Origin of the sequence: Rhizobium sp. BK379 (assembly GCF_014193955.1) — a bacterium.
Taxonomy (GTDB): domain Bacteria; phylum Pseudomonadota; class Alphaproteobacteria; order Rhizobiales; family Rhizobiaceae; genus Rhizobium.
Map to the genome: position 1 here is coordinate 389,980 of NZ_JACIAD010000006.1, position 15,449 is coordinate 405,428.

General features: G+C 59.0%; 14 protein-coding genes. 5 read left to right on the forward strand and 9 right to left on the reverse strand.

Annotated features, from left to right (window positions below; all coding sequences use genetic code 11):
• Positions 1 to 888 (reverse strand): amino acid ABC transporter substrate-binding protein, encoded by an 888-nt coding sequence (locus tag FHT93_RS25760; RefSeq protein ID WP_183850085.1) that lies wholly within the window; start codon positions 886 to 888, stop codon positions 1 to 3.
• A 206-nt stretch (positions 889 to 1,094) separates the two neighbouring features.
• On the opposite strand from FHT93_RS25760, the gene FHT93_RS25765 reads away from it, so the two are divergent.
• The 3 genes from FHT93_RS25765 to FHT93_RS25775 all read left to right on the forward strand — a co-directional run bounded on the left by FHT93_RS25765 (position 1,095) and on the right by FHT93_RS25775 (position 5,156).
• Complete coding sequence (locus tag FHT93_RS25765) at positions 1,095 to 1,889, forward strand: SDR family NAD(P)-dependent oxidoreductase (RefSeq protein WP_183850088.1); 795 nt, start codon at positions 1,095 to 1,097, stop codon at positions 1,887 to 1,889.
• Positions 1,890 to 1,971: 82 nt separating this feature from the next.
• Positions 1,972 to 4,128: a glycogen debranching protein GlgX gene (gene glgX, locus FHT93_RS25770; RefSeq protein WP_183850090.1), complete on the forward strand. Its 2,157-nt coding sequence runs from the start codon at positions 1,972 to 1,974 to the stop codon at positions 4,126 to 4,128.
• Between the two features lie 17 nt (positions 4,129 to 4,145).
• Complete coding sequence (locus FHT93_RS25775; RefSeq protein WP_183850092.1) at positions 4,146 to 5,156, forward strand: DNA topoisomerase IB; 1,011 nt, start codon at positions 4,146 to 4,148, stop codon at positions 5,154 to 5,156.
• 52 nt (positions 5,157 to 5,208) lie between these two features.
• Here FHT93_RS25775 and FHT93_RS25780 read toward each other — a convergent pair whose 3' ends face one another.
• The 8 genes from FHT93_RS25780 to FHT93_RS25815 form a co-directional block, all read right to left on the reverse strand.
• Positions 5,209 to 5,769: a type 1 glutamine amidotransferase domain-containing protein gene (locus FHT93_RS25780; protein ID WP_183850094.1), complete on the reverse strand. Its 561-nt coding sequence runs from the start codon at positions 5,767 to 5,769 to the stop codon at positions 5,209 to 5,211.
• A gap of 89 nt (positions 5,770 to 5,858) precedes the next feature.
• The gene (locus FHT93_RS25785) at positions 5,859 to 6,593 is read right to left on the reverse strand and encodes a glutathione S-transferase (RefSeq protein WP_113202142.1); all 735 of its coding nucleotides are present in this window, start codon (positions 6,591 to 6,593) and stop codon (positions 5,859 to 5,861) included.
• Positions 6,594 to 6,609: 16 nt separating this feature from the next.
• Positions 6,610 to 6,900 (reverse strand): DUF3175 domain-containing protein, encoded by a 291-nt coding sequence (locus FHT93_RS25790; protein WP_112546183.1) that lies wholly within the window; start codon positions 6,898 to 6,900, stop codon positions 6,610 to 6,612.
• A gap of 66 nt (positions 6,901 to 6,966) precedes the next feature.
• On the reverse strand, positions 6,967 to 7,281 hold the full coding sequence (locus tag FHT93_RS25795; protein ID WP_112969024.1) for a plasmid stabilization protein: 315 nt from the start codon (positions 7,279 to 7,281) through the stop codon (positions 6,967 to 6,969).
• Positions 7,282 to 7,450: 169 nt separating this feature from the next.
• Entirely contained in the window at positions 7,451 to 10,174 is a 2,724-nt protein-coding gene (locus FHT93_RS25800; protein ID WP_112969025.1) for a response regulator, read from the reverse strand.
• 132 nt (positions 10,175 to 10,306) lie between these two features.
• Positions 10,307 to 10,486 carry a hypothetical protein gene (locus FHT93_RS25805; protein WP_162732875.1) on the reverse strand — a complete coding sequence of 60 codons (180 nt, stop codon included), beginning with the start codon at positions 10,484 to 10,486 and terminating at the stop codon, positions 10,307 to 10,309.
• A gap of 321 nt (positions 10,487 to 10,807) precedes the next feature.
• The gene (locus FHT93_RS25810; RefSeq protein ID WP_113014479.1) at positions 10,808 to 11,140 is read right to left on the reverse strand and encodes a DUF2934 domain-containing protein; all 333 of its coding nucleotides are present in this window, start codon (positions 11,138 to 11,140) and stop codon (positions 10,808 to 10,810) included.
• A gap of 142 nt (positions 11,141 to 11,282) precedes the next feature.
• A complete protein-coding gene (locus FHT93_RS25815; RefSeq protein ID WP_113014478.1) occupies positions 11,283 to 11,924 on the reverse strand; it encodes a UdgX family uracil-DNA binding protein in 642 nt (213 codons plus the stop codon).
• A 117-nt stretch (positions 11,925 to 12,041) separates the two neighbouring features.
• On the opposite strand from FHT93_RS25815, the gene treZ reads away from it, so the two are divergent.
• The gene (gene treZ, locus FHT93_RS25820; protein ID WP_183850096.1) at positions 12,042 to 13,871 is read left to right on the forward strand and encodes a malto-oligosyltrehalose trehalohydrolase; all 1,830 of its coding nucleotides are present in this window, start codon (positions 12,042 to 12,044) and stop codon (positions 13,869 to 13,871) included.
• 76 nt (positions 13,872 to 13,947) lie between these two features.
• Positions 13,948 to 15,411, forward strand: a complete 1,464-nt coding sequence (locus tag FHT93_RS25825) for a phosphatidylserine/phosphatidylglycerophosphate/cardiolipin synthase family protein (protein ID WP_113014668.1) — start codon at positions 13,948 to 13,950, stop codon at positions 15,409 to 15,411.
• Positions 15,412 to 15,449: the final 38 nt, after the last annotated feature.

The window sequence follows — 15,449 nt, forward strand, 5'->3', positions numbered from 1 at the left end:
TTATTCGGGGATCGATTGCATCATGATTTCGCTGCGCAGGGCCGGGGCTTCGGCACCGAAATAGGTCTTGAGCAGCTTCGGAAAATCGTCTGACATATAGAATCCCGTCAGCGTGCGATCGACGAGAAGCCGAAAGGCGGAATCGTCTCGCCGCATGGCGATGCCATAGGGCTCATGCGTGAAAAGGCGGCTGCCGAGTTCCAGTTCGGCGGGGTTGCCCGCCCGGTCGGCAAGGCCGATCAGAAGGGAGCGATCGGCGAAATAGGCATCGATCTTGTGATCCTCGAGCGCCTTCAAACCGTCTTCATGCGTCGCGAAATCGACGATACGGGTCTGTGGGACGTCGGGGCCGATGGCCTCGCGCAGTGTCGCGCCCGTTGTCGTGCCGGCGCGCACGCCGATCGAACTCCGGGCCGGCGACTTCAGGTCAACAGCGCTGACGGGTCGCTTGTCGAGAAAGAGAATCTGCAGGTAATCAGGCGAATCCTTGCGCAACAGCGCGCTGGCACCCGTCAGGAAGATGGGTTGGGAGAAATCGACGCTTTCGCGCCTGGCAAGATTGATCGTGGTCGCACCGCAAAGAAGATCGATCTTGCCATCCTTCACCGCGTTAAAACCATCGGACAGCGTTGTTTCGACATAGCCTTTCTTGAGACCGGGCACGCTCCGGCCGACTTCGTCGGCAATGCGTCGGCAGAGATCGATCGCATAGCCGGCAGGGCTGCCATCCGTCGTCTTGAAGGAGAAGGGCTTCTCGTCGGCGATATAGCCAAGGCGGATGGTCTTGCTCTGGTTGATCGTGTCGAGCGTCTGCGCATCGGCCGGCCTGTGGGCTGGAAGACCGAAAGCAAGACATAGAAAAAGCAGCCATTTCACGGGCTTGAGCATGTTTTCCCCTCAAAGAGCGGTAACCCTCACCGCGACGAGATGCCGAGACTATGGCCTGTCGGTCATTTGTCAACGGCAGTACCGGTTGCCCCAGCTGTATCCATCTCGCTCTTTCGTGCATTGCTCTTTCGTGATCTCGCCTGCTAAGACTGGCACATATCGTTTCATCACCTATGTCCTTGGTTTTTCGGGAGGCTATCGTCGCCATGGCAGATCTTGCTCAATCGCTTGCATCCATCAAAATTCCTGATCTCGCCGGCAGGGCCGTGCTGATTACGGGTGCCTCCACCGGTATCGGCGCCGCCGTCGCACGCGCCTTCGCTGCGCAGGGCGCCAAGGTCGGTGTGCATTACAATTCAAGCCGCGATCCGGCAGAACAGCTTGCCGACGAGATCCGGGCAGCCGGCGGCTCCGTTCATCTCGTGCATGGCGACGTGTCGAGGGAAGGCGAAACGGAACGCGTCGTCGAAGAGACGGCGAAGACATTCGGCCACCTCGATGGCCTCATCAACAATGCCGGCGGCATGCTCGGCCGCAAGCCGACCGCAGAATATACCGACGAGCATTATGAGAAGGTCATGAACCTCAATGCGCGCTCGGTGCTCGCAGCAACGCGCGCGGCCCATCCCTGGCTGAAGAAGCAGGGCGGTTTCATCATCAACACGACGTCGATTGCGGCGCGCAACGGCGGCGGCAATGGCGCAATCCTCTACGCGGCTTCAAAGGGCTTCGTATCGACGATAACCCACGGTCACGCCAAGGAATTCGTCGCCGACAAGATCCGCGTCAATGCGGTCGCGCCGGGCGTCATCGCAACGCCCTTCCACGAGCGCTATACGAATGACGAGCAGATGGAACTGCAGCGCAAATCGATTCCGATGGGCTTCGTCGGCACGTCGGAAGATTGCGTCGGCGCCTATCTCTTCCTCGCCTCGCCGACTTTGTCGGGTTACATCACCGGCCAGATCATCGAGGTCAATGGCGGTCAGCTGATGCCCTGATGGGGCTGTAAGGATCGCTATCTACGGAACTTTCGCACTGCAATGACGTTTCCCGCTTGGCCATTCAACAAGCGGGGGCGTCATGAGCTTTTCCTTTTCCGAACTCGACTTCCTGAAACCGGAACTGGGGGCGGAATATACCGGCTCAGGTACGCATTTTGCTGTTTTCTCCGCGCATGCGGAGCAAATGGAGCTCTGCCTCTTCTCCCCCGACGGCAAAAAGGAAGTCGCGCGACTACCCCTGCCGAAGCGTGAGGGCGATATCTGGTCGGGATACATCGCCGGCGTCGGCCCGGGCACGGTCTATGCCTACCGCGCGCACGGTCCCTACGATCCGAAGAACGGACATCGCTTCAATCCCAACAAGCTGTTGCTCGATCCCTATGCCAAGCAGGTCCTTGGGGATCTCAAATGGGACGATGCGCTCTACGGCTACAGAATTGGCGAGGACGATCTTTCTTTCGATGAGCGTGACAGTGCGCCCTTCATGGTCAAGGGCGTTGTGCAGGATCCGGATTTTGATTGGGACGGCGAGCAGGCGATCCGCCGGCCGTGGACGGAAACGATCGTCTATGAAGCGCATGTGCGCGGCCTGACGATGCTACATCCGAAAGTGCCGGACCGACTGCGCGGCACCTTCCTCGGCATGTGCAGCGATCCGATCATCGATCATCTCGTCAAGCTCGGCATTTCCGCCATCGAGCTTCTGCCGATCCAGTTCTTCCCCAATGATCGCTATCTCGAAGAGAAGAAGCTCACCAATTACTGGGGCTACCAGACGCTCGGTTTCTTCGCACCGCAGACACGTTATCTCTCGGGCGACAAGATCACCGAGATCAAGACCATGGTGAAGAAGTTCCACGCCGCCGGCATCGAAGTGATCATGGACGTCGTCTACAATCACACGGCCGAAGGCAGCGAGAAGGGACCGACCATGTCTTTCCGTGGTCTCGACAATGCGAGCTATTACATCCTCTCGCCCGACGATCCGCGCCATACTTTCGATACGACGGGCACCGGCAATACGCTGAACGTCGCCCATCCCATGGTCATGCGCATGGTGCTCGACAGCCTGCGTTACTGGGTCGGCGTGATGCATATCGATGGTTTCCGCTTCGATCTCGCCAGCACGCTTGGTCGGCAGGATCTGGAGTTTGACCGGCAGGGGCTCTTCTTTGGTGCGATCCGCCAGGATCCTATCCTTGCCGGCGTGAAACTGATCGCCGAGCCCTGGGATGTCGGCGCCGGCGGCTACCAGGTTGGTGGCTTCCCGCATCCGTTCCGCGAGTGGAACGACAAGTTCCGTGACGATGTGCGCCGTTTCTGGAAGGGCGATAGCGGCATGGTGTCGGAGATCGCGCAGCGCATCACCGGTTCGGCCGTGCAGTTCAATCACTCCGATCGCGGAGCGACATCATCGGTCAATCTGCTGTCGGCGCATGACGGCTTCACGCTGATGGACACTGTTTCCTTCAACGACAAGCACAATGAGGCAAACGGCGAGGACAACAGGGACGGTCATTCAGACAATCATTCGGACAATATGGGGGCCGAGGGAACGACCGATAATGACGATATCAACAGGCTGCGGGCTCGCCGGCGCCGCAACATGATGGCGACGCTGATGCTCTCCCAGGGCGTCCCGATGATCCTTGCCGGCGATGAGGTCGGCAACAGCCAGGGCGGCAATAACAACGCCTACTGTCAGGACAACGAGATAGGCTGGACGAAATGGGACGGCCTCGATGACGCGTTCCTCGATTTCTGCCGGAAGGCCGTCGCGTTCCGCAGGGCTCATCCGGTCCTGAGACAGGAGCGCTTTCTGACCGGCGACAGCACCGATGATGGTCGTATTGAAATCGCCTGGTACAAGCCGGATGCCAGTTTCATGGATGACGGCGCCTGGAACGATGACGGGCTGCAGGTGCTTGGCGTCTATCTCTCAAAGAGTGCGCATTCTCCGGACACGGAAGAAATGGACGATCTGTATCTGGTGTTCAACGCTGGCGGCGATTGCGAGGTGCACTTGCCCGAGGTCAATGGCTTGAACCAGTGGGCGCGGGTTCTCGACACCGGCGCCGAGCAAGACGCATTCAAGCTGCATGAACCGGAGGCTCCGATCGTGGTTTATGCCCAAAGCATTGCGATCTTTGCGCCCAAGGGGCAGACCCAGCCGCCCAAGGATGCAAGCAAGGCCGAGCGACACAGGTGGTTTCACTTCGGTCGCCGGAGCAAGTAGCAGGTCGATAAGCAGCAATGAATGCAGAAGTCATCACTGAGCTAGGCCTGGTCTATGTCAGCGACACCGAACCGGGCATCCGCAGGCGAAGAAAAGGCAAGGGTTTCAGCTACCAGCTGCCGGACGGCACGACACTTGCCGATGAACTCCAGCGTGCGCGCATACAGGCGCTGGGGCTGCCACCGGCCTATGAGAATGTCTGGATCTGCATTTACGAGAACGGCCACCTGCAGGCAACGGGCTATGACGCGCGTGGGCGCAAACAGTACCGCTACCACAAGGACTGGCAGTCTTTCCGAAGTGCCGGCAAGTTCCATCAGCTTGTCGAGTTCGGCCGGGCGCTGCCCAGAATCCGGCGAACGGTCCTGCGCCATCTCGACACCGGTGCCAACGACATCGACGGCGTACTCGCGGCACTGACGACCCTGCTCGATGAAGCCCACCTGCGCGTCGGCAATCAGGCCTATGTCAAGGAAAACGGCACCTACGGCGCGACGACGCTTCTCAAGCGCCATCTGAAGATTGTCGATGGCCAAATCGAGCTGAAGTTCCGGGCCAAAGGCGGCAAGCGCGTACAACGCAGCCTCAAACATCCGCGCCTGCAGAAAATCCTGGAGGAGATTGCGGACTTGCCGGGGCGGCAGCTCTTTGTCTGGAAGGACGAGACCGGAGCGCTGAAGCCGATCGATTCCGGTCGGCTGAATGCCTATCTCGCCGAGATTTCAGGCATCACCATTTCGGCCAAGACTTTCCGCACGTGGGCGGGCTCACTTGCCGCTTTCGGCGCGGCGCGCAGCGCGATCTCCGAGGGCCGGCGACCGAGCGTGAAAGAAATGTCGGAGGCTGCGGCGGAGGCGCTGCACAATACGCCGGCAATCTCGCGCTCCAGCTATATCCATCCGTCGATCATTGCCCTGTCGGGTTCCGGCGAGACCTTGGAAGAGGGCGATGCCGAGCCCCTGCGGGGGCTGCGGGCGGATGAAAATCGTATGCTGGACTATCTAACGCGCCACCCGCTTCCCGAATGACAAAAAGAACCCGCGGGCTGGCCGCGGGCTTCGAGTTCAACAGGAGTATAAGTCAGGCGGCGCGCTTCTCGTGGCGGCCTTCCTCGACCTCTTCGACGATCTTATTGACGAATGCTTCGAGATCGTCGGGTGAGCGGGAGGTAATGATGCCCTCGTCGGTTACGACCTTCTCGTCTTTCCAGGTCGCTCCGGCATTTTTCACATCGGTCTTGATCGACCAATAGGAGGTAGCCTGGCGGCCACGCAGGGCGTCGACTTCAACCAGCAGCCACGGCGCATGACAGATGGCGGCAACGACCTTGCCGGATTCGACGAATTCGCGGACAACTCTCACGGCATTATCGTCGATACGCAGCTTGTCGGGATTGATTTGGCCACCCGGCAAGACCAGCGCATCGAAATCCTCGATGTTTACGTCCTTGGCCTGCAAGTCTACCGGTACGGTGTCGCCCCAATCCGTCTTGTCCCAGCTCTTGATCTGACCCTCCTTAATGGACGCGATCTTCACGGAGGCACCACGCCTCGTCAGTTCGTCCAAGGGCACGCGGAGTTCGGAGCGTTCGTAACCGTCGGTGGCGAGGATGAGGATTTTTGCGGATTTGATGGAAGGCATTACTTCTTCTTTCCTTCGTGTCGAAACTCGGGATCAAAGGCGAAACCGACGGCGGTACTAATCGTTCCCGAAAAATCCAAGGAAGCCGATCAGGAAACGCCAATGTCGAGTTCCGGATAATGGCGGAAAATCCCTTCCGTGTTGAAGGCAAGGCGGCGATCGGATCTGAGGTAGTGAGTTATGTTGGGGCGGCGTTCGACCCTGTCGCGAAGGGCCGCAAGGAGAGGATAACTGCCGCGATAATTGCTCATCGCTTTCGGGAAGGCGTAGACGAGACCCTCGACGATTTGGAACAGCGAGAGATCGACATAAGTGAGCGCATTGCCGACGATATAGTCCGAGCCTTCCGGATTCTGGTTCAGCACCCTTTCGAAATAGCCGAGGAATTTCGGAATACGCTCCTTGATGAAGGCGGCAGACCGGGCCTTCGCTTCTTCCTTCTGATCTTCGTAATAGAGCGAGGTCGCGATCGGATGGTGTGTGTCGTGCACTTCGGCCACAAAATCGGTGATGGTGAGCTGCAGGCCGTTTACGACATAGCGTAGCCCTTCGTCGTCAGGCGCCAGCCCGAGTTTGGGGCCTAGATAGAGGAGGATGTTGGCGACATGCGAGATAATGAGATCGCCGTCTTTCAGGAAGGGCGGGGCAAAGGGGGGCAGCGCCTCGCCATCGCTCTGCATGACGGCAAGCATGGCGCCAGTCCCGCGCCCGCGACCCGACTGGCGGGTGATGTCTATATACTCGGCACCCGCTTCCTCGAGGGCCAGCCGCACAAATTCGCCACGGCCCTGAATGCCGTCCCAGTAATAGAGTTCGTAAGCCATCTGCCCTCGTTATTTCTCAGTGTCCGGATCCGCGTCCGAAATCCTTGCGCAATTCACCCTTCGCCTTTTCAAGTGTGCCTTTCTGCTTCTTCGTCAACTGGTCACCGGCGCGGTTGATGTAGAAGGTCAGCATCGACATGGCCGAGCGGAAGGGGCTCGATTTGCGCCGCTGGCTGCTTTCAGCCGACTGTTTCAGTGATTCTGCTATCTTTTTCGGATTGCTCGATTTGAAAACGCCTTCTTTGAGGTCCATCGCATCACTGTTTTCGGTCACGTCCTGCGACCATTTCTTGGTCTTCTTCGCCATCGTAAAAATCCTTCGGAGAAACGCCAAGCCCGCGCACCTGCCGCTTTGTTTCTGATTGTTGGCCTCTCAGTGGTGGGCGTGTTGGTCGTTGCGCTTGCGCGTGGCTGCAGCCTTTTTGGCTGATGCCGAGCGCTCTTCTTTCGAACGGGACGCAGAAGCGTGGCCGCCGATGCGCCCGCCCTTCTCGGAGGATTCGTGCGTATCCTTCTTGCCTCGGCCCGAACCGGATTTGTTGCCCCCGCCACTTTCCTTGTTGACGGTTGCCCAGGCTCGGCGCTCGGCTTCCCCGTGAGAAACACCGCGGTCCTCGTAGCCTTCCTCGATATGCTCGGCCTTCCTCTTCTGCTTATCCGTGTAGGCGGATTTGTCACCTTTCGGCATGGCTGCCTCCTCTGACGTGTGTGAATGAAACTGAACTGCTGGCTTTCTCAAAAGTTCCGGGATTTCGCGCTCCGCTGTGAGGAGAGCGAAATCAGGAAACATGCAGCATGAGCCGGAAGGACTTGTTCGAAAGATATCCGGAACTCGGTGGTTCCCAAGCGGTGCAGCTCTAGGCGATGGGGCGCTGGCGGGCTGCGGTCTTCACTGCGCGGTCGAGCGCTGACGTGGTAAAGGGCTTTGGCAGCAGCACGGAACCGGAAAAGCGGTTCGCATCCGGCAGATTGCTGTTGCCGGTCGCAAAGACGAGGCCGACCGAGGGGAACGCTTCGCGCGCCAGCGCTGCGAAGGCCGGGCCGGACATGCCCGGAAGGCCGACATCGGCAACAATGATATCTATATTCGTATCGATGCCGCGCAGGAGTTCGATGCCCTGTTCGCCGCTGTCGGCCTCGATCACGTCATAACCGAGATCCTGCAGGATTTCGGCAGTGTCCATGCGGATGAAAGTATCATCCTCGACCAGCAGAAGCTTCAGCCTGGCCTGGACGATGCCGCGGGGCTGTCCGCCGCCCGGCAAGGGCACCGGGTTGGTCTGGCGGCGTTGCGCCTGATTGGCGAGAACGTGGCGAACTTTCCGCGCCAAGGCTTCCCGTGTGTAGGGCTTTGAAAGGAGTTCAAGGCCGGGATCGAGGCGGCCGCCATGGACGATCGAGTTTTCGGTATAGCCCGACGTATAAAGCACTGCGACATTGGGCAGGCGCTCGCGGGCCATGCGCGCGAGCTCCGGGCTTTTCAACGAACCAGGCATGACGACATCGGTAAAGAGTAGGTCGATATGCGCTCCGCTCTCGATCACGGTCAGCGCGCTCTGTGCGTCCTTGGCTTTCAGCACGTAATAACCGAGATCGGTCAGCATCTCGACCACAGTTGCGCGCACACCCTCATCGTCTTCGGCGACCAGAACCGTCTCGGTGCCGCCGGTCGCCGGAGCATTGTCGCCGTTGGCGATCCGGTCCTCGCTTTGGAATGAGCGGGGAAGATAGAGCTTCACCGTCGTGCCTTCGCCGACTTCGCTATAGATCTTCACATGGCCACCGGACTGCTTGGCAAAACCGTAGACCATGGAGAGGCCGAGACCGGTGCCCTTGCCCTCCGGCTTGGTTGAGAAGAACGGTTCGAAAGCCTGCTCGATGATCTCGGGTGGCATGCCTGAGCCTGTATCGGTGACGGCGAGTACCACATATTGGCCAGGCGCGACTTCCGGATGGGTACGGCTGTAGGAATCGTCCAGAAAGGCGTTTCCAACCTCGACCGTGAGCTTGCCCGCGCTGTTCATTGCATCGCGTGAATTGATCGCAAGGTTCAGCAGGGCGTTTTCAATCTGTATCGGATCGGCAAGACTGTTCCAGAGGCCGCCGGAAACCATGGTCTCCACCTCGATTTCCTCGCCGAGCGCGCGGCGCAGCATGTCATCCATAGCAGAGACGAGGCGACCGATATTGACGACCTTTGGCTCCAAAGGCTGGCGGCGGCCGAAAGCGAGAAGCTGGCTGGCCAGCCGCGATCCGCGCTCGACGGCGGACAGCGCGTTGGAGATACGCTCTTTGGCTCGGCCGTTGGTCGTCACATCCTTGCCGAGAAGCTGGAGATTGCCCGAAATAACCTGCAGCAGGTTGTTGAAGTCGTGCGCGACGCCGCCAGTGAGCTTGCCGATCGATTCCATCTTCTGCGCCTGCTGCAAAGCCGCCTCGGCCTGCTGGCGTTCGAGAATTTCGGTAGCAACACGGACCTCAAGCGTTTCGTTCAGCTTGCGTAGTTGGTCCTCGGCCTCACGGCGTTGGGCAATTTCGACCCCGGCCGCGCGGATGAGCCGGGCATTGTCGATTGCGACGGCGGACTGGCCGGCCAAGCTGATGAGGCTTGCCTCGGCGGCATCCGAAAAACGACCGGGCTGGCTATGGCCGAAGAACAGGCCGCCAATGACGCTGCCATCGCGCGACTTTACGGGTACGGCGAGATAGCTGCGCACAGGAAGGTGGCCGCTCGGCATCCCGGAATAGGGTGCGTTCTGCCCGTAGCGTGGATCAAGCAGGATATCGTCGGATCGAACGACGCCTTCGCCGCCGAAAGTCGGTGCGAAGACCTTGGTATTGCGCGGCATCGGAAACTTGTCGAAATGTTTGCGATCGACACCCGACAGCGCGTAAAGCATATAACTGCCGCCTTCGCCGTCATCGACATTGTAGAAAAAGGCGCCGAACTCAGCAGCCGTCAACGCCACTCCTGCATCGACGGCGATCTGCGTCAGGCGGTCGACATTGAGCTCGGCCGTGATTGCCGAGCCGGCGCGATTGACGACGGCGAGTGTTGCGGATTTTTCCTGCGCTTCATCCAACGCAAGGCGCTCCCGGCGCTTTGCGAGCACCTGATCCGTCACTTCCATGGTCGCGCAGAGAATGCCGGCTACCTTGCCGTCGTCGTCCCGCAGCGGCGTGTATGAGAAGGTGAACCAGGTATCTTCCGTCTGCCCCTCGCGCCGCATGGGAACGTGCAGTTCCTTGTAGAGCTGCGACTGGCCGTTTAGCGTGGCCTTCACAATCGGTTCGAATTGCGGCCAGATATCCGACCAAACTTGCTGAAACGGCCTTCCGAGGGCGGCGGGATGCCGTTCGGGAAAAATCGCGACATAGGCGTCATTATAAATAAAAGCGAGTTCGGGACCCCAGGCGACGAATTTCGGCTGGCGGGAATTTACAACCATTTCCGCAATATGTCGGAGGGAACTTGGCCATGCTTCGACTGATCCGACGCCGGCTGCATCCAAACCATTCCGGCGCAACAAATTTCCGATTTCGCTATCGCCTCCCGGCCAGCGGCTCCCCACCCGTGCCATCAAAAATCGCTTTCATTCCTCATCCGCCGGTCCATGGCAAAATAGAGGCGTCGATCACGAGGGAAAGAGCGAGCTGAAAATATCGTTAATCGGATAGGTGCCGAATACTTTCAATGAGATCGTTTATATTTGTTATTCTTGATCCAGCTTTCGGGAGGTGATGAAAGCGCGGCTCAGCACAAAGGAACGAAGCTCACTCGGTTTGCGCGGATCGCGAAAAAAAACGCCGACAATATTGTCGACGAAAAGGATAAGTCCCAGCGCGAAACCGATGTAAAGCACCGCAGCGATGAGAAGAAGCGACATCTCCATCCCTCACACCGAAGCTGGAAAACCGCAGCCTGAAACCGCGGGGATAAGGATGATGAGGAAATGGGCGAAACGGCTGGTCATGACGACTTCCCTGTTTGCCCATAAACAGCCGGGAAATACTCTTGTTCCCCGTTTCGAGGGGCGGACGCAGCTTTTTTAAAGAGCTGTCCAGACGGACGTTTCATTCGGCTTGTGGTCACCCCCGCACAGAAGCTGGCGCTTCATGACCTTATTAGCGCGCAACTAATTCAAACTTATGACAAAAAAAGCCAAGGGGCGCCGTGAAGGCGCCCTTTTTCATCAACATCTGAAGATTTCTCTTCAGGAAGCCGACTTGCGTACGGCCGTCCGCTTTGGGGCCGGTTTGATGATGCCGTTCGTCTTCGTGCTTGCCGCCGCCCGTTTGGCAGGTTTCGTGGCTTCGGCACCATCAGTGATCTCGGCTGCTGCCGGTGCCTGCGTCTTGGCTGCCACGGCCCGCTTCGCCCGAGGTTTCACTTCCTTGCCGTTTGGAGATTTTGATACCCCCTTGAGCGCATCATGCTCAGCCCTTGCTTTTTCCCAATGGATGGAATCCCTTCCCGTCGGGTGTCCCTCTTCTTCCCAGAGGGCATATGCACGTTTTTGTATCCACTCATCCCGAGTTTCTGCCATCGCTGATCTCCAGTCACAACATGCCGTCGTCCGAACGCGATACTATTGAAAAGGTTCCAGACTATCGGGCCGGTTTCAAGTGGATTTGCCAAGTAAATCGGGAATATTTTTGCGTTGCAATATTTATAGGCAATAACTCGTTCTAGTTGCCTTGATATTGAACAGCGTGGCGCAGATCCGCGATGAAATTCGCGCGCTGGCGCGCGATATCCTCATCATCGCGGATCCTCAGGAGGAAGGAAGGGTGGATAGTGACGAGAACCGGCGGATGGTTCTCCGGCGTGAGGATGTGACCGCGCACGGGCGTCAGCTTCACCTTCGGGCCGAGAAGAGAGTAAAGCGCCGTCGCACCAAGTGCGACGACGAGATGCGGCCTCACAAGATTGACTTCGGCGCCAAGCCACCAGGAGCAGCGCTGGATCTCCCCCGCATTGGGTTTCGAATGCAGGCGGCGCTTGCCGCGAGGCTCGAACTTGAAGTGCTTGACCGCATTGGTGACGTAGCATCGCGAGCGCTCGAGCCCGGCCTCCTCGAGGCAGATGTCGAGCAGGCGTCCGGCAGGGCCGACGAAAGGGCGGCCTGCAATATCCTCCTTGTCGCCAGGTTGTTCGCCGACGAGGATGATGTCGGCCTTCTGCGATCCCTCGCCGAAGACGAGCTGGGTGGCGTTCTTGTAGAGTTCGCAGCGTGTGCAGCCTTGCGCTTGATGTTCAAGTTGATCGAGGCTGGCGGCGTCGGCGCTTTCAAGCGTGAAGGCAGGGCCAAATTTCGATGCGATGTTCATGGCGGCAATCTCTTGGCTTCCACTCTTAACCGGTCACGCAACCGATTGTTCCTGCCTGTTCGGAACAACCCGGGGCCTCAGGAATTTGGTGCTGACTGGAACCATACGGGGTGAGGGATGAGCCAGATCTCAAAGAACGGAACGAACATGGAAAGCACCGGGTGCTGGGGCGCAGAGTTGCTGGCGGACGGGACCGCACATTTTCGTCTCTGGGCGCCGAGCGAGAATGCGATTTCGCTGCGCCATCGTGGCCGGGATATTCCGATGCATGATGCTGGAGACGGCTGGCTCGAGGCGACTGTGACGAAAGCCGTCGCCGGTGACGAGTACATGTTCGTCCTCCCGGATGGAAAAGCCGTCCCGGATCCAGCGTCGCGGGCGCAGGCTGGCAAGGTGGACGGCCCGTCGCTGATCGTCGATCCCAGCTACCAATGGCAAAATTCGCGCTGGCGCGGCCGCCCCTGGGAGGAGGCCGTGATCAGCGAAATCCATATCGGCGCCTTTACACCCGAGGGTACGTTCCGGGCGGCGGGGGAGAAACTGAAGCATCTTGCGCAAACCGGCATCACTGCGGTCGAAGTGATGCCGGTGGCGCAATTTGCCGGTAATCACGGCTGGGGTTACGACGGCGTGCTGCAGTACGCGCCGCATTCCGCTTATGGGACGCCTCACGATTTCAAGGCTTTCATCGACGCGGCACATGGGCTCGGCCTCATGGTGCTGCTCGATGTCGTCTACAATCATTTTGGACCCGAGGGTAATTACCTTCACACATATGCGCCCGGCTTCTTCCATAAGGATCGGCAAACGCCCTGGGGTGCGGCGATCGATTTCGGTCAGGAACCGGTGCGGCGCTTTTTCATCGAGAACGCACTCTACTGGATCGGTGAATTCCGGCTGGACGGGCTCAGGCTCGATGCCGTCGAGCAAATCCACGATACCTCCGGAAAGCATGTGCTCTTAGCGATTACCGAAGAAGTGAAAGCTGCTTTCGCCGACAGGCAGGTTCATCTAGTCGTCGAAGACCAACGCAATCTCGTGGAACTGCTTGTCCGTGACGAGAGCGGCGCTCCCAAAGCCTACAAGGCCGAATGGAATGATGATTTTCATCATGTTGCCCACATCATCGCGACCGACGAAACCATCGGTCACTACAAGCCTTTCGCCGATCAGCTCTGGCACAAGCTTCGCCTCGCGCTCCAGCACGGCTTCATTTATCCCGATCGAACCGATCGGCCGGAGCTACCCGTTGGCGAACGCCGCTACCTGCCGCCGACGGCCTTTGTCGATTTCCTGCAGAACCATGACCAGATCGGAAACCGTGCGTTCGGCGAACGGCTGGTGAGCCTTTCCGATCCCGAGATGCTGGACGCGTTGACCGCGATCCTCCTGCTTTCACCTCATATTCCCTTTCTCTTCATGGGGGAGGAGTACGGGGAAAGGCGGCCCTTCTATTTCTTCACCGACTACACGGGCGAGCTCGCCAAGATAGTCCGCGAGGGTCGCATGGCGGAAGCTGAGGGTTTCGGCGGATTGAAGGCCGGCAGAAGCGTGGCCGATCTGCCTGATCCAAATGCGCCTTCGACCTTCGAAAATTCAAAACTCGACTGGCAATGGCGGGAGAACGAAGAGGGTCGGAAAAGCCTGGCTTTCGTCGCCGAACTCCTGAAGTTGCGCAAGACCTATATCGTGCCGCTGCTGCGGCAAAACTGGGCCATCGAGAGCGGTGTGCTCGAAGCGCCAGAAGGGGCGGTCGCCGTCTGGTGGAAGTTTGCCAACCTGACGCTGGCGCTGCGCGCCAATTTGTCAGGGCAGGCACTGGTCCTGCCGTCAATCGCGGGAACTGTGATCTACGAGCACTACGGCCGGGAAGCAAAGCCTGCCGAGAATGGCGCGCTGCCGCCGCTTTCGGTTGTCTTTGCCATAGATATTGAGCCGGCAAATTAAGCATCTGAAAAATTCGCGTCGTAAGCGAGCTCCGGACTGATTGAACGCAGGCCATTCGCGGCTATATGCTGTGGCGATGTTTCAGCTGCTGTCGACCTATTGGCCGCATATCCTCTTCGTCATCTCGATTGCCATGGGGGCAGCGGCGGCGATCCATGCCACCATGACCAAGGAAGAGGTCCGGGCTGCAACCGGCTGGGTGGGCGTCATCATCCTCTCGCCGATCGTTGGCGCGCTGCTTTACATGATTGCCGGCATCAACCGTATCCGCCGCAAGTCGCTGAGCCTTCGGCGTGATGCGCTGCTGCCTGCCGCCGATCTGGACGAGCTCGAGAAATTCGACGCGGAGACTGAAGCCGTCATCAGCCAGTTCGGCCGGCGTTTTGCTGCCCTGCAGACGCTCGGCGATCGCGTTACGCGCTACCCGCTGACGACAGGCAATACGATCGACATGCTGGAAAACGGCGACGAAGCCTATGCAGCAATGAAGACGGTAATCGATGACGCGCAGAGCAGCATCCTGCTCGAAACCTATATCTTCGACCGCGACAGGATCGGGCTGCGCATCGCCGACGCGCTGATTGCAGCCGTCAGGCGCGGCGTGGAAGTGCGTGTACTGATCGACGCCGTCGGGGCACGCTATTCGGTGCCGAGCATTCTCGGGTACCTGAAGGAAGGGGGCGTCACCGTCGATGTCTTCAACGGCAATGTCATCATGGGGCTCAGGCTGCCCTATGCCAACCTGCGCACTCACCGCAAGATCCTGATCGCGGATGGAAAGACCGCGTTGACCGGCGGCATGAATATCCGCGAAGGCTTCAGCGAGGAGGCGGTCGGCGGAAGTTTTGCCCACGACACGCATTTCAGCGTCAGCGGCCCGGCGGTTGCCGATCTCTTCGACGTCGCGGCTGAGGATTGGCGTTTCACGACAGGCGAAGTCCTGAACGCGGAGGCTTGGCGCATCGATCGGCCAGAACGCAAGCGCGGCGATCCGGTCTTCATGCGTGTCGTCGCTTCCGGGCCGGACCGGAGCGTGGAGACGAACCACAAGATGCTGATGGGCGCCTTTTCCGTAGCGCGCCAGTCGATCCGGATCATGTCGCCTTACTTTTTGCCGGATCGGGAGCTGATCAGTGCGCTGGCAACAGCAGCCCGGCGTGGCGTGGAGGTCGATATCGTCGTGCCCGCCGCCAACAATCTCGTTCTGGTCGACCGGGCGATGACGGCGCAGTTCGACCAGATGGTCAGAAATTATTGCCGTATCTGGCGTTCGACCGGCAGCTTCAGCCATTCCAAGCTGCTCTCCATAGATGGAACCTGGGCCTATGTCGGCTCCTCCAATCTCGATCCGCGCTCACTGCGGCTGAATTTCGAGGTGGATCTTGAAGTGCTGAATGCGGGCTTTGCCGGCGAAATCGATGAGCGCATAGACGAAGCCATCAAGTCCGCCACGCCCGTGACGCTCGAGGGGCTGTGGTCGCGGCCCTTCCTGGTGCGGCTTCTCGAAAAGGTGCTTTGGCTGGGTTCGCCGTATCTTTGAACGAGTTTTCGTGATTGCGGCATGGCAAGTTTTGTTGC